This is a genomic window from Paenibacillus sp. FSL R5-0744, from assembly GCF_037972555.1.
Taxonomy (GTDB): domain Bacteria; phylum Bacillota; class Bacilli; order Paenibacillales; family Paenibacillaceae; genus Paenibacillus_AQ.
The window spans coordinates 1,818,615-1,842,343 of the sequence record NZ_CP150228.1 but is presented as its reverse complement, the minus strand read 5'-3'; the positions used below and the strand labels follow the sequence as shown (position 1 = coordinate 1,842,343).

Annotated in this window: 18 protein-coding genes; 4 read left to right on the top strand and 14 right to left on the bottom strand. The window is 45.4% G+C overall.

Translation table 11 applies throughout. From position 1 onward, the window contains the following. Positions 1 to 86: 86 nt before the first annotated feature. The 4 genes from MKY19_RS08025 to MKY19_RS08010 all read right to left on the bottom strand — a co-directional run bounded on the left by MKY19_RS08025 (position 87) and on the right by MKY19_RS08010 (position 5,276). Positions 87 to 1,250 carry an iron-containing alcohol dehydrogenase gene (locus MKY19_RS08025; RefSeq protein WP_339801897.1) on the bottom strand — a complete coding sequence of 388 codons (1,164 nt, stop codon included), beginning with the start codon at positions 1,248 to 1,250 and terminating at the stop codon, positions 87 to 89. 224 nt (positions 1,251 to 1,474) lie between these two features. Continuing rightward, a complete protein-coding gene (locus tag MKY19_RS08020; protein ID WP_339801894.1) occupies positions 1,475 to 3,055 on the bottom strand; it encodes a UDP-glucose--hexose-1-phosphate uridylyltransferase in 1,581 nt (526 codons plus the stop codon). A 54-nt stretch (positions 3,056 to 3,109) separates the two neighbouring features. Beyond that, the gene (galE, locus tag MKY19_RS08015) at positions 3,110 to 4,096 is read right to left on the bottom strand and encodes a UDP-glucose 4-epimerase GalE (protein ID WP_339269763.1); all 987 of its coding nucleotides are present in this window, start codon (positions 4,094 to 4,096) and stop codon (positions 3,110 to 3,112) included. 4 nt (positions 4,097 to 4,100) lie between these two features. Beyond that, on the bottom strand, positions 4,101 to 5,276 hold the full coding sequence (locus tag MKY19_RS08010) for a galactokinase (protein WP_060625251.1): 1,176 nt from the start codon (positions 5,274 to 5,276) through the stop codon (positions 4,101 to 4,103). A 188-nt stretch (positions 5,277 to 5,464) separates the two neighbouring features. On the opposite strand from MKY19_RS08010, the gene MKY19_RS08005 reads away from it, so the two are divergent. Further along, positions 5,465 to 6,361 (top strand): AraC family transcriptional regulator, encoded by an 897-nt coding sequence (locus MKY19_RS08005; protein ID WP_339302279.1) that lies wholly within the window; start codon positions 5,465 to 5,467, stop codon positions 6,359 to 6,361. A gap of 86 nt (positions 6,362 to 6,447) precedes the next feature. Here MKY19_RS08005 and MKY19_RS08000 read toward each other — a convergent pair whose 3' ends face one another. The 5 genes from MKY19_RS08000 to MKY19_RS07980 all read right to left on the bottom strand — a co-directional run bounded on the left by MKY19_RS08000 (position 6,448) and on the right by MKY19_RS07980 (position 10,904). Next, positions 6,448 to 7,446: an aminoglycoside phosphotransferase family protein gene (locus MKY19_RS08000; RefSeq protein ID WP_042186136.1), complete on the bottom strand. Its 999-nt coding sequence runs from the start codon at positions 7,444 to 7,446 to the stop codon at positions 6,448 to 6,450. A gap of 29 nt (positions 7,447 to 7,475) precedes the next feature. Continuing rightward, a complete protein-coding gene (gene mgrA, locus MKY19_RS07995) occupies positions 7,476 to 8,483 on the bottom strand; it encodes an L-glyceraldehyde 3-phosphate reductase (protein WP_339801888.1) in 1,008 nt (335 codons plus the stop codon). Between the two features lie 105 nt (positions 8,484 to 8,588). After that, positions 8,589 to 9,329 carry an NAD-dependent protein deacylase gene (locus MKY19_RS07990; protein WP_339801885.1) on the bottom strand — a complete coding sequence of 247 codons (741 nt, stop codon included), beginning with the start codon at positions 9,327 to 9,329 and terminating at the stop codon, positions 8,589 to 8,591. A 34-nt stretch (positions 9,330 to 9,363) separates the two neighbouring features. Continuing rightward, a complete protein-coding gene (locus MKY19_RS07985) occupies positions 9,364 to 10,128 on the bottom strand; it encodes an HAD-IA family hydrolase (RefSeq protein ID WP_339801882.1) in 765 nt (254 codons plus the stop codon). A gap of 32 nt (positions 10,129 to 10,160) precedes the next feature. Then, positions 10,161 to 10,904 (bottom strand): alpha/beta hydrolase, encoded by a 744-nt coding sequence (locus MKY19_RS07980; protein ID WP_339801878.1) that lies wholly within the window; start codon positions 10,902 to 10,904, stop codon positions 10,161 to 10,163. Between the two features lie 186 nt (positions 10,905 to 11,090). On the opposite strand from MKY19_RS07980, the gene MKY19_RS07975 reads away from it, so the two are divergent. Next, complete coding sequence (locus MKY19_RS07975) at positions 11,091 to 12,131, top strand: fucose 4-O-acetylase (protein WP_339269754.1); 1,041 nt, start codon at positions 11,091 to 11,093, stop codon at positions 12,129 to 12,131. A gap of 315 nt (positions 12,132 to 12,446) precedes the next feature. Beyond that, complete coding sequence (gene ilvD / locus MKY19_RS07970) at positions 12,447 to 14,132, top strand: dihydroxy-acid dehydratase (protein WP_042125516.1); 1,686 nt, start codon at positions 12,447 to 12,449, stop codon at positions 14,130 to 14,132. A gap of 174 nt (positions 14,133 to 14,306) precedes the next feature. Here the strand turns inward: ilvD and MKY19_RS07965 are convergent, their stop codons facing one another. After that, complete coding sequence (locus MKY19_RS07965) at positions 14,307 to 15,707, bottom strand: polysaccharide deacetylase family protein (protein WP_339269752.1); 1,401 nt, start codon at positions 15,705 to 15,707, stop codon at positions 14,307 to 14,309. Between the two features lie 209 nt (positions 15,708 to 15,916). Between MKY19_RS07965 and MKY19_RS07960 the strand changes: the two genes are divergently transcribed. After that, complete coding sequence (locus tag MKY19_RS07960; protein ID WP_149645806.1) at positions 15,917 to 17,107, top strand: AI-2E family transporter; 1,191 nt, start codon at positions 15,917 to 15,919, stop codon at positions 17,105 to 17,107. Here the strand turns inward: MKY19_RS07960 and MKY19_RS07955 are convergent. From MKY19_RS07955 to MKY19_RS07940, 4 genes are all read right to left on the bottom strand, one after another. After that, positions 17,068 to 18,876: a penicillin-binding protein 2 gene (locus tag MKY19_RS07955; protein WP_339269751.1), complete on the bottom strand. Its 1,809-nt coding sequence runs from the start codon at positions 18,874 to 18,876 to the stop codon at positions 17,068 to 17,070. The genes MKY19_RS07960 and MKY19_RS07955 overlap by 40 nt on opposite strands. A 187-nt stretch (positions 18,877 to 19,063) precedes the next feature. Beyond that, positions 19,064 to 21,136: a methyl-accepting chemotaxis protein gene (locus tag MKY19_RS07950; protein WP_339801871.1), complete on the bottom strand. Its 2,073-nt coding sequence runs from the start codon at positions 21,134 to 21,136 to the stop codon at positions 19,064 to 19,066. 48 nt (positions 21,137 to 21,184) lie between these two features. After that, the gene (locus tag MKY19_RS07945) at positions 21,185 to 22,147 is read right to left on the bottom strand and encodes an alpha/beta fold hydrolase (protein ID WP_339801868.1); all 963 of its coding nucleotides are present in this window, start codon (positions 22,145 to 22,147) and stop codon (positions 21,185 to 21,187) included. Between the two features lie 488 nt (positions 22,148 to 22,635). Then, positions 22,636 to 23,667, bottom strand: coding sequence for a glycoside hydrolase family 130 protein (locus MKY19_RS07940; RefSeq protein WP_339801866.1), 1,032 nt, complete (start codon positions 23,665 to 23,667; stop codon positions 22,636 to 22,638). Positions 23,668 to 23,729: the final 62 nt, after the last annotated feature.

Genomic DNA, 23,729 nt, shown 5'->3' with positions numbered 1-23,729 from the left:
CATCCATTATGGAAGAATCACTTCTTTGACGTTCTATAACATCTTCTAGACTAAAGACGAAGGGTCTCTTTCGTAGAAGAATTTACTTACAAAGCCATTTTATAAATTTCAACTACATCCTCACGGTCAAGCTTGCGGAAATTACCAAACGGTCCGAAACGAACCGCCTTATCAGCCATACTGCCGATCTCGCTGTCATCAATATCATAATCAGCGAGTGTCTTCGGTGCACCAATGGAATCCCAGAAGCTACGCAGCGCTTCAATTCCTTCCAGCCCTATTTGCTTATCGTTCTTGCCCGCAGGATCAACTCCAAACACGTTTACAGCAAGCTTGCGGAAACGGGCAGGATCAGTATCGATATTATATTTCATCCATTGTGGGAACAAAATGGCCAGGCCTCCACCGTGTGGAATATCGTATACAGCTGATACTGCGTGCTCGATGTTGTGAGTCGCCCAATCTCCTGCAAAACCCATGCTAACCATACCGTTAAGCGCCATTGTGCCGCAATACATGATCGTCTCACGCAGTTCGTAATTATTCAAATCTTCAATAAGCTTCGGTGCGGTTTCGATCACCGTACGTAGCAAAGTCTCACAGAAGCCGTCTTGCACCGGTGTGTTGCCATCAGTATGAAAATAGTGTTCCAGAACATGAGACATGATATCTACCATACCGTAGACCGTCTGATCACGTGGCAGAGTGAAGGTATTCTCTGGGTCAAGAATCGAAAATGCAGGGAATGCATGAATACTGCCCCAGCCCATTTTTTCCTTGGTCACTTCGTTGGTGATTACAGAGCCGCTATTCATTTCTGATCCTGTAGCTGCCATCGTCAGCACTGTACCGAGTGGGAGAGCATCTTGAGCAGCTGCCTTACGTTCAACAAAGTCCCACATGTCACCTTCATATTTCGCCCCAACAGCAACTGCTTTAGCGCAGTCCAACACGCTACCGCCGCCTACAGCGAGGATGAGGTCGATATTATGCTCGTGACACAGCTCTACACCTTTATGTACGGTGGAAAGGCGTGGATTCGGCTCTACGCCTGAGAGTTCAGTAACCACAGCATCTATTGCGTTCAGCTCAGTCATGACCTTATCGAACAGACCGCTACGCTTGATACTACCGCCACCGTACATCAACAATACATTCTTGCCGTACTTAGGAACCTCAGTCTTCAACGCTTCCAGCGTACCCTGTCCAAAAATCAGCTTGGTAGGATTATAAAAATCAAAATTACGCATATGTGTAAACCTCCATTAGTTATTTCAGAATGTTTTGCTCACTCGTATTATAAACCTCTGAATTGCCGCATTCAAATGGATTAGCTTCAAGCCACATAAATATCCCCACAAAGTGGTGCTTTACTTCGATGCAAACTCAGGTACTTTGCGGGGACCCCAAATATATAACCTAAAAAAAAGATGTCCTTAAGCCTACAGGCTTAAGGACATCCCCTTTCCAAACTTTAGATCGCGCCGAAGCTCTTCACGAAACGACGGAAAGCAGCTTGCCCTTCCGGAGTCCGTTTATAGACACCCGCGTGTTCAAGAATATGTGTAAACTTGATGCCGACTTCGTTCTGCACAATCTTGACGGCTTCTTCATGCTGTAATGCCGTTCCGAAACGCTCTACAAGCTCCTGAACCCAAGCAGTGTGCTGCGCAAGTGGATGACTAGGGTCATTCTTCACCGCTTCTAATAGTGCTTGATCTCCTGCAAGGATGCTCGCAATAGAATCGAGCTCTTCCTTCAGACGACCTGGCAGAATTGCGAGTCCCATGACCTCAATCAAGCCGATATTTTCTTTCTTGATATGGTGCATCTCCCGATGGGGATGGAAAATCCCTTCAGGATATTGCTCGTTAGTCCGGTTGTTACGCAGCACGAGATCCATCTCGAAGCTGCCATCTTCTGCCCGACGAACGATTGGAGTAACGGTATTATGAGGCTGCACTTCACCATCAACTTCGCTGAACGCCAACACTTCTGCATCAGGATCACTATACGCCTTCCAAGCTTCATAAAGTGCATTGCCACACTCCAGTAATACCGCTGGATCTTCACCATTCAAACGTAATACGGACATAGGCCATTTTACGATATTAATGCTGACACCCGGATAAGATGCATGCGTGAACGTATCTTCCTTAGGCGCTTTCTGAATAGGGAAGGTGTGACGTCCACCCTGAAAGTGGTCATGCGTCAGAATCGATCCGCCAACAATCGGCAAGTCTGCATTCGAGCCAATAAAATAGTGCGGGAAAGATTCCACGAAGCTAAGTAGCCGCTTCAAGGTATCCTTGGTAAGCTTCATTGGCACATGATCATGATGGAATACAATACAATGCTCGTTGTAGTAAACATATGGCGAATACTGAAAGAGCCATTTCTCATTATTCAGCTGAAGTGGAATGACACGCAGGTTCTGGCGCGGCGGATGATTAACCCGACCAGCATACCCAACATTCTCGCGGCACAGCAGACATTTTGGATAGACCGGCGGCGGGAGCAAGCGGGCCATAGCAATTTCCTTCGGACTCTTCTCAGGCTTGGACAAATTGATTGTCATCTCGATGTCACCGTAAGGCGAATCTTGCAGCCAGTAGACATTCTTGGAAATCCGGTCCATCCGGATATAGTTGGAATCTATGCTTAATTTATAAAAGCGATCTGTAGCCGCGGAGATACCTTTTTCAGCAGCTAAACGGTTGAACTCCGCATTTACGTCTGATGGACGGGCCATTAGGAGTCCCATAATCTTGGCATCCAGCAAGTCACGGTAAGTGTCGCTATTCTCTGGAATCAATCCGATTCCAAAACCATAATCAATCAGTGCATCCAGTGGAACCTGTGGACCTGTAAGTGGACTTTGATCGATCTCGCCGACGAACGGCTCACTAAATCCGAACTGATCTAGCAGCACATTACGGCTATAGTCTTCATCTGATGGAGCAATGAGCTGCTCACGTAGTGCAAACAGAACTAGCTGCTCAATCGCATGTAAGGCTTTCTGGCCAGCAGGCGTAACCTTATTCTCGTTGTGCATTTTCAATTCTCCTTAAGTAGGGTCTCATGCTCTAGTTAAGCTATCTAAAGCCCCTTATTCTCCGTACCCCTGCGGATTGGCAGAATGCCAGTTCCAGGCGCTTTGAATGATATTCTCTAAGTCAGCATGCTGAGGGTTCCATCCAAGGATAGAGCGCGCTTTGTCGGAGGAAGCTACCAGTACTGCCGGATCTCCAGCACGGCGTTCTTGAATAACTACAGGGATTTCTAGTCCTGTAACTTTCTTCGCAGTTTCAATAACCTGTTTTACCGAGAAGCCAAGTCCATTTCCCAAGTTAAAAATATTACTGTTGCTTCCGCTACGCAGATAGGTTACTGCGCGAACATGGGCGTCAGCCAGATCGCTAACATGAATGTAGTCGCGCACACAAGTACCATCTTCTGTAGGATAGTCGTCTCCGAATACGGCGATACTCTCCCGTTGCTTCAAAGCGGTTTGCAATACCAGCGGAACCAAATGACTTTCCGGACGATGGTCTTCACCGATTTTGCCACTAGCATGTGCACCTGCAGCATTAAAATAACGAAGCGCTACATATTTGATACCCAGTACTTTATCAAACCAAGCCATCATGCGTTCCATAGTCAGCTTAGTTTCGCCATATACGTTTGCTGGCTCGGTACGGTCTGTTTCTTCAATCGGCACCTTTTCCGGTTCGCCGTAGGTTGCAGCTGTAGACGAGAATACGATTTTGTTCACGCCAGCTTTTTGCATAGCTTCCAAAAGGCATTGTGTGCCGTATACGTTGTTGTCATAATATTTCACTGGGTCCTTCATGCTTTCACCAACCAAAGAGCTTGCTGCAAAATGGATAACCGCATCAATCTCATTCTCGGCGAACAGCTTGCCAAGCAGCTCCTTATCACGCAGATCGCCTTCGTACAGCTTGCCACCCAGTAGCGCCTCACGATGCCCTGTTAGCAGATTGTCGATGACGACCACTTCTTCGCCGCGATCCAACAGCTCTGCTACAGTATGAGATCCAATATACCCTGCTCCACCTGTTACTAAAATTGCCATTTGATTACACTCCCTTCAATTCTTGGACACCATTACCGATGCCGCAAACGTAGAACTCACCAACCAAACCAGATCTTGTGGTATATGCCTCGCCTACTTCACGAATGAAACGTTCTACATCATCTTCATGTACCAAGGATACAGTACAGCCACCGAAACCTGCGCCAGTCATACGGGAACCCAGTGTACCGGGAATACGCTGTGCTTCTTCAACCATAATATCTAGCTCTTCACAGCTAACTTCATACAAATCACGCAAGGAAGTATGTGAGTCATTCATGAACTGTCCAAACTGCTTCAGGTCATTGTTCTTTAAGACCTCAACGGATTCTAGTACACGTTGATTCTCTTCCACAACATGGCGAGCCCGGCGTCTAACAATTTCATCTGTGATTTTATCTTGATGTGCTTCGAATTGTTCACGATTGAGCTGTGCCAGATAAGCTAGTGAAGGAACTTCTTTTTGCAAAATAGACAAGGCCTCATCACACTGCTGACGACGCTCATTGTACTTGGAATCTACAAGTCCTCTGCGTTTGTTCGTGTTGCCGATAACCAGTTTGTAAGCACCTGTGATGAAAGGTACCAGATTATATTCAAGCGTATCGCACATTAACAGGATTGCATGATCTCGTTTGCCATTAGCAACTGCGAACTGATCCATAATTCCGGAGTTTACACCTACGTACTGGTTCTCAGCACGCTGAGACAAGAGTGCAATCTCAACGGTATCCGTGTCGCCGCCTTCGAGAGTTAGGAAAGCATAAGCAGTCACGACTTCAAGCGAAGCCGATGAGGACAAGCCTGCGCCATTCGGAATATCACCATGGAACAGCAGATCGTAACCTTTAGATACTGGAGTGTTTTTCTTCTCCAATTCAACCATTACTCCAACCGGATAGTCGATCCATTCTCCAGTTTTGGCCTTGCCAATTTCACTATAATCAATAGATGCTTCATAAGGAAAATTAGTAGATGCAAAATTCACTTTGCTGTCACTGCGTGGACGAACAATCAATGTTGTTCCGAATTCCAAAGCTGCCGGCAGCACGTATCCACCGTTATAATCCAAGTGCTCTCCAATGAGATTAACACGGCCTGGTGCATAAAATACTTGAGCTTCTTGCTCGCTTACCCCGTACTTTTCGATGAATTTCTTTTTAAGTTCCTGTGTGCTCATTAATGCCACTCCATCCTTTCGCTGCTTCAGCCAGTGGGAATAAGTAAAGCGTTCTTTATGTATTCATTATAATAGAATCAGTCATCCTCTGATAATGCAATCATGTGTGTAATGTATGGATAAATGTGACTTCCCATAATATAATAATTACACAAATAATTGATACACCCTAAACTATAAGCCATAAAATGACAATAACACAAGAAAGGCTGTCTCAAATGGAGCATACTTATTCCGTAGGATCTAATCCCGTATATTACGATAAACAAAATCTCCATGTACTGTTTGCTGGTCAAAGTCAGACGATTCCTATGCATCAAGCTGGCCCTAAGATTTACGATTATTATTTACTTCACTTTATAGAGTCTGGCTCAGGTGTTTTCCGTACTGAACATCATCAATATGCACTGGGAAAAGGTGACTGCTTCCTTATTCATCCAGGACAGCTGGTCAGTTATGTTTCGGATAAAGATCAGCCCTGGTGCTATCGCTGGGCAGCTTTTACTGGGAGTGAGGCTGATAGCCTCGTGCTGCAGACAGGCTTTACACCTCAAAAACCTGTGGTGACTACAACGGGTGATAGCGTCATCCCAGGTGCCCTTTCCAGTATCATGCAAGCCTTCAAAGCAAACAAAGAAAGTGCACACCTAACTTCTCTAGGGTATCTTTATCTCATTGTAGGTGAAGCCGCAGATTTACTCTCTTCCTTCTCCCGTCTTCCTGGAGCTGAATCGCAGGTTAAGCGTACTGTGAAGCAAATGATCCACTACATGGCCTCCCAATATGCTCATCCAGTATCCATTGAACAAATGTGTGATACTCTTGGCTATAACCGGGCCTATCTATCCCGTGTATTTAAGCAAGAGACCGGATTATCTCCGGTGACCTACTTGCTGAAGCTGCGCATTGAAAAGTCCAGACAGCTGCTGCGTGAACGGCCCGAGCTGTCCGTGGAACAGGTAGCAGCATCCGTGGGGCTCACCGATGCTTTATACTTCTCACGCCAATTCAAACGGTTTTGTGCTCAGTCACCCACCGCTTACCGTCTCACAACGACTAGACATGTAAAAAAGACAAATCAGTAAGGGAAGCCTTTGAAAAAGGGATTCACATATTAGGCAAGTCCAATATGTGAATCCCTTTATTAAGCTGATCTTTCAGTTAGCTTCGGTTATGTTGCATATAGACTCAGATATTCAGGGTAAGCACGAAGATGTATCTCTTTTGCCCTTTTCTGAGCCATTTCCTTCAGTTCTGGCACTTGCTCCGCTTCAACATAGTCAGCGAGAACATCAATCACATCATCAAGGAGCTTCGCTCTAAAATAAAACTCAATCCGTTCCAATATTGCAAGGCCTGCTAAATCAATAACTAGATCCCTACAGTAAGTCCAATCTTTTGATTTATAGAGCGGCCAAAGTAGTACGGAATAATCCATTGCAGCGTCTCCAAAAACCGTAAGGTCATCCCAATCAATAATCCAAAATTCATTATTATCATTGACTAAGATATTCTGCCAATTCACATCATTGTGTACGATGTCCGACGCCTTTCTCTGAAAAGAAGGGTGCTGACTAACCATAATTCTCAAAGCTTCCACTTCTGTATCGAACCAATCTAAAGTGTCCGCCGTTACGAAGTCCAGCAAATGCTTTTCCGCTCTAATAATTTGCAGATCTTCTTCAAATCGATTGATGTATTCGTCAGTAAATGCGGCGGCATAATTGTAGTCCTCATCCTCACTTACAACTGCCATCCTAATTCCTTTATCCGCATGTAATTGATGAAGGGACCTCAGAACCTTTTCAACCACTGGCAGTGGATCGGAAATGGAGCTTAATGGTTTACCTTCGATAAAATCAAACACTAAACCATAAGAATAACCAGATGTTATTTCTTGTGTAATCTCCCTAATCAACCGTGGTGCCTTGTAATTATAAGTCAAATGTTCACTGATCTTAACCCATTGTTTAAGTCCCACTGCTTTTTGTTCTTGCGAGAGTTTTAAATGACGAAAGGTTTGACCATCCGTTATGCGATAAGATTGGTTTACAAACCCTCCAGGATTCCAAATATACTTAGCCTCAATCTTCGACCTATTTAAGCCTATAGATTCAGAGTTGGCTTCGGCCCACTCTTTCACCTTGTTCTCATCTTGAAGCAACTCCATCGATGCAGCTCATCCCTTCACCTACGTCTTCATCCAGTTCCATTCTCCGTTTGAAGAATAGTCTCAATGCGATCCAATTCTGCCTGCGAGAACTCCAAATGCTGAAGTGCAGCTATATTCTCTTCAATCTGACTAACTCTGCTAGCCCCTATCAATGCAGAAGTAACCTTCCCATCACGTAGTGTCCAAGCTAGTGCAAGCTGCGCCAAACTCTGGCCTCTTGAAACAGCAAGCTGATTTAACGCGTGGATCTTGCGCTTCACATCCGGTGTAATTCGGCTTTCATTTAATGCAGCAGAGGGTTTGGCCGCTCTTGATCCTTCTGGGATTCCATTTAAATACTTATTGGTTAACAATCCTTGAGCCAGAGGTGTAAAAGCGATACTGCCAACTCCGCTCTGTTCCAGCACACCCTGTAAACTCCCCTCAATCCAGCGATCGAGCATAGAATAACTCGGCTGATGAATTAAGAGCGGCGTTCCTAAGCTGTGCAAGATTCTAACCGCTTCGAGCGTCTGCTCCGCGGTATAGTTAGATAATCCTATATACAGAGCTTTGCCGGAACGCACAGCATGGTCGAGCGCCTGCATGGTTTCTTCAAGAGGTGTTTCCGGGTCCGGCCGATGCGAATAATAGATATCAACATAATCTATGCCCAGCCGCTTCAGACTCTGATCCAGACTAGCCAGCATATATTTACGCGAACCCCATTCGCCATAAGGACCGGGCCACATGTTGTACCCTGCTTTTGTAGAAATCACCACTTCATCTCGATATGGAGCCATATCACTTGCAAGCACTTTCCCAAAGAGCTCTTCTGCTGAACCCGCTGGTGGTCCATAGTTGTTGGCTAGATCAAAATGAGTAATTCCAAGATCAAAAGCACGAGTGATCATTTCTCTGCCATTCTCGTAAGTATCAATTCCACCAAAATTCTGCCAAAGTCCTAATGAGATTGCCGAAAGCTTAAGACCTGAGTTCCCACAACGGTTATAACGCATGTCTTCATATCGTGCTTCATTTGCTACATATACCACTGCTTATCCCTGCCTCTCATTACGCGCTGTTTCTGTACTACCTTATCTTTAAACTACTAAGCGCAATAATAATCTGGCAACCGACAAGCGATGAGATTATCCCTTCTAACCAAGCAGATCCTTTACACTGCCGAGTACTTTCCCAATCCGATCTGTAATCAGAAGATCAGCTTGATCATCAAAAGGTGTCGGGTCGCCATTCAGCAGCACCGTACGTTTGCCCCGGAAATAAGTGACTAGACTAGCCGCAGGCTGGACCGTAAGAGAGGTTCCACCAATCATAAGCATATCTGCATCTGCTATCGCTTCGACAGAACTCACCAGCACCGAGTGGTCCAATTCTTCTTCATATAGCACAACATCCGGCTTAATAATGCCACCACATTCGGGGCAGCGAGGGACGATCTCAGTGGTACTTAGGAGCTGCTCCAGCCCGTAATAACGTGAGCAGTCCATGCAATAGTTACGATGAATGGAACCATGCAGCTCAAGTACCTTTTGGCTACCCGCCAGCTGATGTAGGCCATCAATATTTTGCGTAATAACTGCCTTAAGCTTGCCCTGTCGTTCCAACTCTGCAAGCAGCAGATGTGCGCCATTCGGACGAGCATCGGGATGAATCATTTTACTGCGGTAAAAATCAAAAAAAATGTCCGGTGAGGACATAAAAAAAGTTCGGCTCAGCATCACTTCAGGCGGATAAGGTGAATTGTGCTGAGTCTGGTATAATCCTGCTGCCGAGCGGAAATCCGGGATCCCACTCTCTGTTGATGTACCTGCCCCTCCGAAAAAAACGATGTTGTCACAGTCTTTAATCCAAGAAGCAAGTGTCTGCAATTGATCCATATGTTGTAGCACATCCTTTCCATTAGTATGCTGATCAGTAGGTGATCCTTAACTCATTATAGCTAGAAATAATCACATCTGCGTCAATCAAGTGATTTCCATCACCCATGTTGGAGATTCCAACGGCGAGGCGTAAGCCTGCACCTTTACCCAATTGCATATCTGCATTACTGTCACCAATAATAATCGTCACTTCAGGAGACAGCCCCAGCTCCCGGCAGGCTAATTCAGCCATTTCAGGTGCGGGTTTTCCGTTTAATACTCTGTCTCTTGTAACTACCGAATGAAAATAATGAGCAATACCAAGCCAATCCAGATGCTCCTGAGTGGTCTTTGCGCCATCTGAGGTAACCACCCCTAGCTTGAGAGACGCAGCCGCGCACTGTTCCAGAAAAGGAAGAAGCCCTTCTAGAGGTTGTACCGTGCGGCGTTTGCGTAATTCATACATAGCGTCCTTAGCTATACTCTTTACACGGGTCAACGCTTCATTCCAAGGAACACCAGCAGTATACAGCTGCCATGCAAGCACACCATAACTTTCTTCTTCTGTAGCCATGGTGAGCGGCCCTGCTGGATCATAACCAATCAATTTTCCTGCAGCATCATGCTGGGTACCTAGCACTTTACTCCGATCCACGATAAAATCAGTTCCCATAATCGCAAGCTGATTTTCCATTCCACATAGTACAAGCTCGGCCCAATTCCCCCAAGTGGCTAATAGATCCAATAACGTGCCATCTTTGTCGAACAATATTCCTGAACAGGGTATGAATTCATCGTTAATCTGTAATTCTGGCATAAGTATCCTCCCTTTGTTGGAAAGACCGAAGACTACCTGATATTCCCAAGCCAATCCAGCATGGCGCGCACAGTGTCATTTTGCTGTTCTTCTTCGGAAATGGTTGCTATCCCGTCTCCTTTTTGTGGTCCATAACTTCCAAACTGAGCGTGATTTCCACCGACGATTGAACTATAAACCGTATTATCTGGCAAATAGGAACGTCCTTTGTTGTAGCTGTCTCTGTCAATAACCTGATCCTCTGTACCCACTACCGACAATACTGACAAAGTAGTCTCACGCAGACTACCTTTTTCATCTGGATAAGAAGCCAGGAAAAACACACCTTCCAGCTGGTCCGCATGCTCAATCGCATAACGTGACGCCATGACACCCCCAAGCGAATGCCCACCTAGAACAAAAGATTGCTTTGGATGCACACGAATAATCTCTTCTGCAGCATCGCCCTTTGTTACTGCTAAATTAAGCGGCATTTTAGCGATGTAGAACGGATGCCCCGCAGCAGCAATGCCCTTCGCCAGTGGGGAGTAAGCTTCCGGTTTCACCAGAGCTCCAGGGTAAAATATGATCGAGGCCCCCTTAGTAATGGAGGGTTCGAACGAAATCCAGTTTTCATTTTGTTCAACTGTAACTCCACCACTTGAAATCAGTGCAGTTTCGGCTTCTTCAGCCGGTGCATACGGAGTTAAATATTTCCACAACAGCAATCCGGCTACAACAAGAATGATTAGTACAATTAAACCAATACGACGCTTAGTTATTCTTTTCTTCAACATGCTCCACTCCCGGATGTTACTGCATATAAGAAAATTATAGTAGAAACCCACTGTTCTAACAACCTTCAACACATCGCCACATTTGGCACTAATGACAACGCTTTCAATAGTGAGTTAATTCACAATTCAATTGAAGAAAATCTTGTATTTTAAAATTAAAGCATCAAGCATCTTTGGGGGGAAGTCATGGTAGGGGAAAACTCGCTAGACACGCCTGGAAAGACCTTTTTTCTAAATTTACGTTTTGTTCTCATTGTTACTGTAATTGTTGGAAACGCCATAGAACCATTGATAGGCTCAATGAGCAGCTTGCATAGCTTATATATGTGGATCTTCAGCTTTCATATGCCGCTCTTCGTGCTCGTTACAGGCTTTTTTGCCAATAAACACCTTACGGGTACACAAGGCCGTCGCATTATCATGCAAATCGGATTGCAGTACATTATTTTTCAAAGCCTCTACTCTGTGCTGGACGCCACCATATATCAGGTGCAGGGTATACATCATTCCTTTTTCGCCCCCTATTTGCTCTTATGGTTCCTGGCAAGTCATGCCTTCTGGCGTATACTGATGATCGGGATGCGTAAATGGGCGCCTGCCACTCAATTCATTTTTGCTGTCGCCGCTGGAATTGCCGTTGGGTACCTACAGCTTGATGGCGTATGGTTCAGCATTAGCCGCACTTTTGTATACCTGCCATTCTTCGTATTAGGTTATCATTTTTCGTTCCAGTCCTTTTCTCGCTTTTTTCAAAAATGGATTAAAATTACCGCTGCCGCAGTCTCCATCCTTCTATTTCTTCTGTTTGCATCTTGGGGATCAGACTTGCCGATAGGCTGGCTTTATGGAAGTATGACCTACATGCAGCTTGGGCTTCAAGAATGGTACGCAGGAATTTATCGTCTGGGCGTTTACGGGCTACAAATCACTGCTGCACTAGCGTTTATGGGGTGGATTCCTTACTCGCTTAGCCGGCTGACTGACTGGGGTTCCCGTACGTTATATGTTTTTCTACTTCACGGATTTATCGTTCGTTTTGCTGCTGTTTCTGGCCTGTACGCTTATATCAACCATTCTATAGGTGCCATGTTATTGGTGCTTTCTGCAATCTTACTGACCATTCTCTTAGCCCAACCAAGTGTAAAAAGGCTGCTGCATCCTATTGTTGAGCCCCCCGTTGGCTGGATGATCACCCTGCAGCGTGTTGCCTTAAGGCGCTCATTATAAGTGGCCTATCCCCTTGCGGATAGGTTTTTTTATACTATTTAAGGTCGGTCTCCTCATGAGAAACTTCACATTGTCCGGTAGAAAAAACGTGCTCTTTGTGATAGACTCACTAATAACAATGACTTCTCCGTTCATTATAGGCGGGAACCGTTTATACCAAAACAGCGGCATTTTTTATAGAATCGGCTTCGCCTTCTTCTCTAGGAAGCTCGTCCCCGTTCATTCTATAAACCGTATATACGCAGGTCTTTGGAGTTCATTGCGTTAATGCGACACTATATTTCATTGCAATTTATTTAGGGGGGAAATGTCAATATGGCAGCTAAGAAAATGCGTTCAGACATGATTAAAAAAGGCTTTGACCGTGCTCCACACCGTAGTCTCCTGCGTGCAGCCGGAGTAAAAGAAGAAGATTTCGGAAAGCCGTTTATTGCGGTCTGCAATTCCTATATTGATATTGTTCCAGGTCATGTGCATCTTCAAGAGTTCGGTAAGATCGTTAAGGAAGCGATTCGTGAAGCTGGCGGCGTTCCTTTCGAATTCAATACGATCGGCGTTGATGACGGTATCGCAATGGGACATATCGGCATGCGTTATTCACTACCAAGCCGTGAGATCATCGCTGACGCCTTGGAAACTGTCGTTTCCGCGCATTGGTTCGATGGCATGGTCTGCATCCCTAACTGCGATAAAATCACACCGGGAATGATGATGGGCGCATTGCGTGTCAACATCCCAACGATGTTCGTAAGTGGTGGTCCAATGAAAGCCGGCGTAGACAGTAAAGGTAAAAAACTCTCCCTTACCTCCGTATTCGAGGGCGTAGGTGCTCACCAAGTCGGAAAAATCAATGATGCTGAGTTGCTTGAATTAGAACAATTCGGTTGTCCTACCTGTGGATCTTGTTCAGGAATGTTCACTGCCAACTCCATGAACTGTTTGGCAGAGGCACTTGGACTGGCATTGCCAGGTAATGGTACCATCCTAGCTGTAGCTGATGAGCGCAGAGAATTTGTACGCAGATCTGCCACTCAACTGATGGAACTGATTAAGTTAGACCTTAAACCAAGAGATATCGTAACTAAAGAATCACTCGATAACGCTTTTGCACTGGATATGGCAATGGGTGGCTCCACCAATACGGTGCTACACACCCTTGCACTGGCTCAAGAAGCTGGTATCGATTATCCGCTTGAACGCATTAACGAAGTGGCTAACCGTGTTCCTTATTTGGCGAAGCTGGCTCCAGCATCCGATATTTTCATCGAAGATGTGGACCGCGCAGGCGGCGTTAGTGCCGTCTTGAATGAATTGCTGAAGAAACCAGGTGCTCTGTACGGAGACTGCATGACGGTTACCGGCAAAACATTAGCCGAGAACGTAATCGGACATGAGATCCAAGATACTTCCGTTATTCATAAGATCGATAACCCTTACTCCGAAAGAGGCGGTCTCGCCGTCCTATACGGTAACCTGGCTCCTGAAGGTTCCATCATTAAAGTAGGTGCAGTAGATGCTTCTGTTGGTGGATATCACAAAGGTCCTGCGATCTGCTTTGATTCCCAAGAATCCGCACTCGAAGGTATCGCTAACGGTAAGGTTAAAGAAGGCCATGTAGTCGTTATCCGTTATGAGGGTCCAAAGGGTGGACCGGGAATGCCGGAAATGCTAGCTCCTACATCGCAAATCGTGGGGATGGGTCTTGGTGCTAAGGTTGGTCTGATTACAGACGGACGTTTCTCGGGGGCTTCCCGCGGAATTAGCATCGGGCACATTTCTCCAGAGGCTGCTGAAGGCGGCCCGATCGCTTTTGTTGAAGATGGAGACATCATTGAACTCGACCTCAACAATCGCAAGATTGAACTCCTGGTTGACGAAGAAGTATTAGCGGTTCGCCGTACGGGCTGGAAAGAGTTTGAGCCTAAAGTTAAGACTGGTTACCTGGCTCGCTATTCCAAAATGGTTACCAACGCAAGTAACGGTGCAGTACTGAAGATTTAATTAGCAAATCCGAGTTCTAGTTGTTCCTGGCATACAAGAGCAGTCTACCTTAGATAATCTATGGTCGGACTGCTCTTTTTTATTGGGCACAAGAAAAAACGCCCCACAATCCATTTCTGGTTTGTGAGGCATCTATATTACGGTTCATTATATAAGACTAAATAATATCATGAATCAATTCGTTACTGTTGCCCCTGGCAATTCCACTTCTGTGAGTGAATCATTAAGTGACAACGCTTCTTCTTGCTGCAGTTTACGTTTTCTTACTGACCTTTCATCATGAGGCAGTTGCTTATTCATCTTCTTGAGTAATTCTGAGACAGGCATCAGGATTAGCTTCGGTACAAGGACCTCACTACGCTCCTTGAGCCTAGCACCACCATCTGGATGAATCACACTTAACAGGATCTTTAAGTAAAACTTGGTGGAGCGTGCGAATATGCCATCGGGCAAATCATGTACACTAAAGCCGAATTTCTCTGGCCCACGGTTAATCATACTAACCCCATAAAGTGCTTTGGCTTGCGCGAGGTTTACATCTTCGGCAATAACTTCTGCCAGCATTGGCAACCCTTTCTCCATTCTGCGGATCATGCGAATCGCAAGTTGAGCAGAAGAACGAGAATGAATACCTAACTCGAATAATTGCCTGTTATCAATATGCAGCTCAATGACTTTATCACCTTTACTCAGCAAGGTTCCATCACCAAGTTCAACAGGCTCTCCCTGATATTTACGCATTCGATAATGCATGAATGGATCGGCCGGGTTAATCGTCTTGAGCTGGAACATCACTTGGAATACCTGCTCCCAAGCCAACCAGAGTCCGACCAGTACTCGTTTACCAAAGGATAAACGCCGAATCGGTGATTTCTCCGCCATCTTGATCATGTCATCCACTCGAATGCTGCGCAGTCCTCTTCTTTGGGCCTCCTGCAGCGTCAGTTCAAGGGCTACAAGCATATTCTCGGGTGCGTCCGGATCGGCACCTAACGTTGTGCCACTATCATGCAGCAGCATCACTTCACCGGGATTCAATCGCGCCAGCATCTTCTCAGTGAGACGCTGCGCACCAAGCTTCTCACGCCAATCTCCAAACATTACCGACCATAGAACAATTTCAACTTGGCGACGCTTGGAAATATCGAACAAATTGACAATCCCCCAAGGTGGACGGTAATAAGTACTACGCTCGCCTATTATGTTGTAGATAATATCATTCGTGCGCTGAATCTGCCGACGAACGGTTGCGGGCCGCATGAGCCAGTTCGTCTTGTGAACATAATTATGAATTCCAATAAGATGTCCCTCTTCATGTATCCGCCTAATAAGATCCGGATAACGTTCAGCGTTAGATCCTACTACAAAAAAGGTTGCTTTTGCATCATACTTCTTCAATAAATCCAGAAGTAACGGTGTAAATCGAGGGTCAGGTCCATCATCAAAGGTCAACGCGAACTCATTTCGCCCAGTTCCTTTACGAAAGACACGGTAACCAAAAATGCGGCTAATCATACCCGGGATAAAAGCATAAAAAGATGAGATATAAAATAACCAGAGCAGCAAAGTCTGCATATGAATTCCTCGCTTTTCCAGAGTTGACTTTGGCTCGCCTTACGTCTGCAAGCAGAACCTGTGATACGGCCAAGTGAAGTTAGATAAAAAATACGTTACCCCCTATTTTAACACATGTATCAAAGAAATAGACGGTTTTTAGGTAAAATCATGTACAATGTATTCAAGCTGACCTATCAACTTATTAAAAAAGGGAGTTGTTTATATCTATGCTGCCGTTATACAAAAAATATTGGCGCACGTTCTTCGACATTGGATTAATTGTCCTCACGGTCTATCTGGTTATGTTCGCCTTCAGTAAATTGTATCAGTTAGCTGCACCTGTATTCCTATCTTTTTTTGTATTTTTGCTTATTGAACCGCTTGCCCGTTTCTTGAACCGACGGGGGCTTGCTAAACCATTCGCTTCAGCGATCTCAGTGCTTCTGTTCTTAATCGTTCTTCTGGGTACGTTATTTGGCGCTGGGCTATTGGTCACCATCCAAGCGCTTCACTTTCAAGATAACCTTCCTAAGTATACATATGTGGTGCAACAACATTTCGTGGAATCCACAACCTACCTTCAGCAAAAAATCGAAAGCTTGCCGCCGGATATTACCGATAAAGTAAATGGCTACTTTAAAGATGCCACGAATGTTCTTACTGGATGGCTTGTTACTTTTCTAAAATATATGGTCGGTGTGCTCGGATCCTTCTCCTCCTTCATGGCTAATTTTGGGATCGCCATTATTTTAGCGTTTTTCCTTAGTATGGAGATTAAAGATTGGCGCAAGATTGCCCATGACAAAATGCCAAAAACATTTAAAACTGCTTACGCTTTTTTGCAGGGCAACGTCTTTAAAGCCATCGGCTCTTATTTAAAAGCCCAGCTTATTCTGATCAGCATTACCTTTGTTATCGTACTGGTTGGCTTATTCATACTAAGGACCGGTAACGAAATCACTATGGCGCTTATCTGTGCTGTATTTGATGTCTTGCCGCTCCTTGGTGTAACGACGATTTTAGTCCCTTGGATCATCTATCTGTTCATTGTTGGCAATACCTCATTAGCAATCGGTTTAATCGTACTCCTGGCGATTGTATTGATTGTAAGACAGCTGCTTGAACCGAAGATTACCGGGAATTCGATTGGCGTATCGTCTGCTTTTCTGATGCTGTCCTTCGTCATTCTGTCCACATCCGCTTTCGGTATGGCCGGTCTGATCCTGTCGCCGATTCTGCTTATTCTGATCAAAGAACTAATTCAACAAGGATATCTTCAGAGCTGGATCTATTTGCCTCAAGAAGAGTTTATCGTTTCGCCCTTTGCTGCAAATGGCCCTTCATCTAAGGGCAAGGCCACTGCTACTCCTCCGGAGCCTCAAGCTTCTGTAGAAGACGATAATAAATCAAATATCTGACCGAACAGCTTAATGGCGAGATGCGGACTATCCGGAGCGACATTCTCTACTGCAACTGATACAGCATATTTTGGGTGATCCACCGGACCGTAGCCGATAAACCATTGATTGTTGCGTGCTACGCCCTTAACCAGCGTCTGTGCCGTCCCAGATTTACCTGCAACAGGCCAGTGTGTGCTTTGTAGACGGGTTCCCGTTCCTTCTGTTACAACTTTGCGCATCATGGACAGTAACTGGCGGGCTGTAGACTCAGAAATCCTCCCTGCTGAGGAAGGGGACAGATGTCCCGGCAGCTCCTCCAGCTTCTGCCCGTTCGCAAATGTGATTCGCTGCAGAATCCTTGGTGCCCTTACTTCACCTCCGTGCAGTAGCGTTACAATAAGATTAGCTGCTTGTAAGGGTGTGACTTGTACATCCCGCTGTCCAATTGCAGTTTGTACCCTGGCTCCCTTGTCATCCGGCAGTAAGGTAGTAAAGATGGTTCCCTTTTGCTCTCCGGAAAGTGGCTTTAGAAGTGGAAACCCAAGTGTCTTCTCGGCTTGCCAGCTGATATCTCTACCGAGTCCTAGCGCCAGTGCAGTTGATTGAAGCTGGATACCGCTTAAGCGCTCTGCCAGAGCAGCAAATACAGTATTACAGGACACGGCGAATCCTTGCGCCAGCGTAAGGGGTCCGTGTCCTTTTCCTGTCAGACAAGACAATCCATATTTCTCAAATTGCCCTGAACAATAAAAAAGCTCATCAGCGGAGGTTACACCCGCTTCTAAGGCCGCGGCGGCTGTAACGATTTTGAAGATCGATCCAGGAACGGCAGCCTGGAGTGCCCGATTGTTCCACTCCCCGCCTTGCGGAGATATCTTCTCTGGATTATAAAAGGGTAAAGATACCATGGCTTCAATATCTCCCGTCCCGGTATCTAACACCACTATGGCTCCTTCCTTCATTCCGGATTTGAGCGCAAGCTCCTCAATTCCCTCCTGAAGCTTTTTATCAATCGTTGTATATAACGACAGAGGGAAATAAGGATTGCCCGGAGCTTTAACTTGAATGGGACTGCCTGGAAGGCGATTCCCACGCGCATCCACTTGAACATATGCTTCCGTGTGTCCTACCCCTTGAAGCAAAGGCTCTAATGTCTTCTCTAAACCGTCCGTTCCCGTCATAGGAACTCTAAGACCCGTAGGAGAAGCTTTAGCTCCAGCATGCATAGTGGCTTCCGATAAATAGCCTAGCCATTGCCGACCTGAAGAAATCCCATCATATCTGCGTGCGAAAGGAAGCACGCCTACTCCGTCGATCCCCAGTGCACTCACTTCTTCTGCCTGTGCCTGAGACAACGCGAGTGGTCCTTTTCCCACTGAAGATGGCCATAGTAAAGGTTCTTTAAGTGACGACCGCTTATTTAACAGTTGTTCATAGCTGACACCCAGAATCTCCGCCAGTCGGTGCATGGGTTTAGCTTCTTCGTAAACAACCTTCGTCACAGATTTCTTAGCCATCTCCTCTTGTGGAAAAAAAGCCGCCGTCCAAATGGTTTCCCCCGCAAGAGGCTCATTCTTGCGGTCATACAGACGTCCCCGACCGCTATCCAGTACAGTCTCCCGTTCACTTTGAATTTCCGCCATCTTCGCAAGTGTATATTTTGTTCCAGGAACCGTCTGTTCCTTCATAATTAGCTGAACCCACGCCAGCCTAAGGATCAACACAGCTACAGCCGCAGATAAAATAAGAAGACCGCTGAATACACGCCGATGTTTGTTATTACGCAATGTCTTCCCTCCTGAGCAGACTCCACACCTATTATGTCCTACCTACATCCATTAGAATCGCCATAAAATGTTCATTGCAACATCAGAAGCTAAAATTTATATTCTGGCTTGTCACCGCTCAAAACAAAGAACCGCTTCTCCAAAAGGAATAAGCGGTTCTTTAATTTAGTATTCTGTTACGGCTACCCTACACGCTGAACTTCGATAATTTCTCCTTTAACTGCAAGGATGCATCCTCCAGCTTCAAAGAAAGCTCTACCAAATGATCACTTACACTTTGTTGCTCTCCACTAAGTGAGGCAACTTCTTGAGAGGCAGCTGATGATTCCTCAGCTATTGAGCTTACGTTGCTCATCGAATCGGATAGAACCTTTTGCGATTGACTCAGGCTGTCCATCGACACAGTTACAGCATTCAGACGGGCGATAAAATGCTGCATCTGATCCTGCACAGATACGAAGATATCGCTAGTGCTCTGCACGGAAGTCATTTGCTGATTAAAGAGCGGTGCAACTTCTGAAAGAACCACAACCGTCTCGTTCATATCTCTCATAACGGTATCTGTTATTTCTGCCACAACAGCAATAGACTCTTTCGATTGATCTGCAAGCTGGCGTATTTCATCGGCTACCACCATGAATCCTCGCCCGGCCTCGCCTGCTCTTGCTGCTTCAATGGTGGCATTCAGAGACAAGATATTCGTCTGCTGAGTAATATTTTGCATCACATTAAGAACCTTCATAACGGAAGATGCCGTTTCTGTCAGCTCGTTAACCTTCATCACAAGCTGATTCGTCTTCAGGCCCGTCCTATTCGTCTCATTAAGTAATTCTTTCAACCTGTTGAAGCCTTCCTCACTGAGTTCACCGATGCTATGTGCGGTGTGATCCATCTCGTGAGTAGCTGAATTAACTAAATCCATCTGTACCGAAATTTGCCCCGTCAACTCATTGCCACGATCAGCTTCCAAGGCTAGACTGCCAGCACCACCCGCAATTTCTTCCGTGGCCGCGGCAATATCCATAGCTGCATCAGCTGTCTTGCGCGAAACACCGCTAAGCTCATCGGCGGTTTCCAGTACCTTCCGAGCGGTTTCATTCGTATGGATAACCAGCTCTGTTATTCGTTCCATCATCATGTTAAAAGAACTGGATAACTGACCGATCTCATCACGTGAGGTGATATTCGTACGCACCCCTAGATTCCCTTCGGCTCCCTCTGACATCAAATTCTTAAGTCTGGTCAGCGGTCGAGATACCATTCTGAACATCCAATACCCTATCAAAATGGCGATAATAGCAGCTACAGCAACAATAATATAAGTAGTCTTGAGAATACGCAGCGCGTCTTTCGTCAAGTTCTCAGCTGGTACAACACCAAGTAATCTCCATCCCGAGGTCTCTAGTGTTCCATATACAGCTAATATAGATTTACCCTTCTCATCCTTTGTTGGCAATGAGCCTGCTGTATTCTGCAGCCCCCCCAAAAGCGTCCCTCCCAAATTCAGATATGTATCTGTGCCCACTTGCTGGGAGGAGGCAATCAATTCATCCTTATTCGTCAGCAATTGCATGTAAGAGCTTGTTCCAAGATCTACTTTACGAAGCTGATTTTCTAATTCGCTAATTCTAATATCGTTAATGACTATGTATCCCGAGCTTTTAGAATCACCGGCAATCGATTTGGCCAAATGGAAAACACCTGACGTATTTCCTTCCTGGCCCTGTAATTCACGTGGAATCCATACACTCTGTGGCTTCTCCTCTAGCTGCTTAAACCATGAGGATTCTCTGAAACTCTCAATAAAAGCGCTATCTTTTGTACCCGCCGAAGAAATCGGAAAATCTTCATTCATCGGAATAAGGTATACGGCCTCCACACCGTTTGATGCCGTGAGCCAATCATTTAGCTGCGCACTAATCTGGTTAGATAGTACCTTACGTTCCTCATTACTTGTAGTGGGATTATTCCCTTGTTTGAGTGCACTTTGAATTTCATTGTCGTACAAGATTCTTCCTAGACCATCCTCATAACGTAACAATTCCACATCAAACTTCTCAGCGGTTTGAACGACTGTCTGTTGATTGGCTGACAGCGCATTCGTCTCGATCGTATGCTCAGCTACGGAATAGGAAGTGTAGCCGAGAGAGAGCACGAGCACCATCGTCGAAACAAAGAAGATGAGAAAAAGCCGCACCCCAATGGATTTGGATGGATGCAGCTGGAATCGTCTTTTTTCTTTTTTCACTTGTACTTTCATCTAATCATTCACCACCGTTGTCGTCTGTTATGCCTACTGGCTTATCGTTTACAAGGTCATGAACATTTGTAACACCCGATCGGAAAGATATGGCAAATACTCATGACCGTACTCATAATAAACCATAAGCTCTTTGGGCGCTAGTACTTTGTTGTACGCGGCAAACTGCGTTGAAGGTGGACAAATCACATCGGATAACCCTGTAACCCATAACATTTTGGCTTGAATTCGCTCCGCGAGATTCTGAATATCGATGTAACCCAGTCTATTAAAAATCTCGTCCTCACGTAAATGATGAGGATCAAAAAAGCGGAAATAATAGTTAATTTCCTCATAAGCTGACGTAGTGATATCAAGCTCCCAAGCCCGTCTATAATCTGAAAGAAACGGATACACAGGAACGGCCATGCTCATACGCGGCTCTAATGCTGCACAAGCTACAGTAAGCGCTCCGCCTTGAGATAAACCAAAAGCACCTACTCGTGCTGGATCAACTTCCTCCATAGACATCAATATTCGAGCAGTCTGCGCTGTATCCAGAAACACATTACGATAGTAAAGGTTGTGCGGATTAGGATCGTCAATGCCGCGAATAATATGTCCACGAATGGTTGTGCCTTTTACTGTAAGATTATCTTCGGAAAGTCCGCCTTGTCCCCGGCAATCCATCGCAAGGACACTAATCCCATGGGCCGCATAAGTCACCTTCTCCATCCAATCCCCGCTGTCACAGGAATATCCATGAAACATCACGACACCAGAACCTTTTTCTGAACCCCTTTTCTTCGGTCTTACATATTTACAATGGATTCTTGCTCCACCAACGCCGGTAAAATACAGATGAAAACATTCCGCCAGCTCGCTGACGAACTCCGCAGGCTCTAGCTCATAATCTAGTGACTGGGCGTCCAGATCATGCAAAGCCCGCTCCCAAAATGCGTCAAAGTCGACTGGTTTTGGGCTGCTTCCGTTATATTTTTTTAATTGTGACAATGTCATGTCGTTTCCCATATTTAGGTCCTCCTTAAGGTTTTTCCACTTAAAAAACAATGGAAACGGAAAACCCGCTTATGTGAGTTTTCCGTTAGTTTCTTCTAATAACAAGAGCTCGCTAGTTGCACTAAACACCACCAAACAGGTTAGTTTAAGTGCACTTTGTGCAATAGAATCTCTCCATATGAGCATCAGTTGGTGTTCTATTGTACTTTGTGCAATCAGTTCGAGCGAAACCGAGCATAAGAGTGATTTTTGCGGATATCCATTGCAGAGAGTGCAATAGATTCTATTTTTCAAACGAAATCGAGAGTTTCTATTGCAGAGAATGCAATGAAAAGCTCAAGCCACATAACACATAACACAAAGCGCGCAACGTGCAGAACCCAGCACACAAAATACAGCACACTACACGCCGCACACTTTTTTCGAACGCTGCTCAGCCACCAAATATCTACCCAACTACACTCTACCTAAAGCTTGTTCCTCAAAGGTTGTTCACCCTATTAAATTTTACCTAAACCCGCATCATCGCCAACCTCTTCATGGGTGTCGATGACATAGTTGACGATTTCATCAACAGTTGTATATGCAACGCCTACATAAGTGTCAGCAGCGCCATAATAGATGGCGATACGGCCCGATTCTGCATCATGCAGAGTGGCACATGGGAACAGAACGTTATTCACAAAACCTCTTTCCTCATACCATTCTTCAGGAGTTAGCACAAAATTTTTCGAGCGATATTTTACTTTCGACGGCTCGTTAATATCCAAAATAACTGCACCCATGCTATATACAAGACCGTTGCAGGTTCCTGTAACGCCATGGTAGAACATCAACCAGCCTTCTGTAGTTTCAATCGGTGCAGGTCCGCCGCCAATCTTGACACTTTGCCACCAGCCTTGGCCACCTTTACTCATGACATGGCGGTGTTTACCCCAAAATACAAAGTCAGGGCTTTCACTAAGGAATACATCACCGAATGGTGTATGTCCGCTGTCACTTGGACGGGACAACATCACAAAGTTATTATTGATTTTTCTAGGGAACAATACACCGTTCCGGTTGAAGGGCAGGAATGGATTTTCCAAGCTGGTAAATGTTTTGAAATCTTGCGTTTTAGCAACACCGATAGCTGCGCCGTAAAAATCTGTACACCAGATAATATAAAATGTATCTTCGACCTTAACCAGACGTGGATCGTAAGCATAACGCGGCTGATAAGAGTTACCTTCTTCATCTATAAATCGGATCGGCTCATCATCGATTTCCCAATCTAGACCGTCAACACTATGTCCCATGCGCAAATGCGGACGCGTTGTGTTATCTTCTACACGAAATACTCCGATAAAACTACCTTCAAACGCAGTAACCGCACTATTAAAAATACGGGCTACTCCTTTTGCAGGATTTCTTTTGATAACCGGGTTATCATTATGTCTCCAAATCGGGTTCTCGTAGCCAGCAGGCTTATCCTGCCAAGGCATGTTCGGGATGTTCACTGCACTCGCTCCTACCAATTTCACTTCATTCATTAGTATTCCCTCCAAATGTATGCAACTTTTCAGTATGCTACTTTATCTAGTGCTGCTATGAA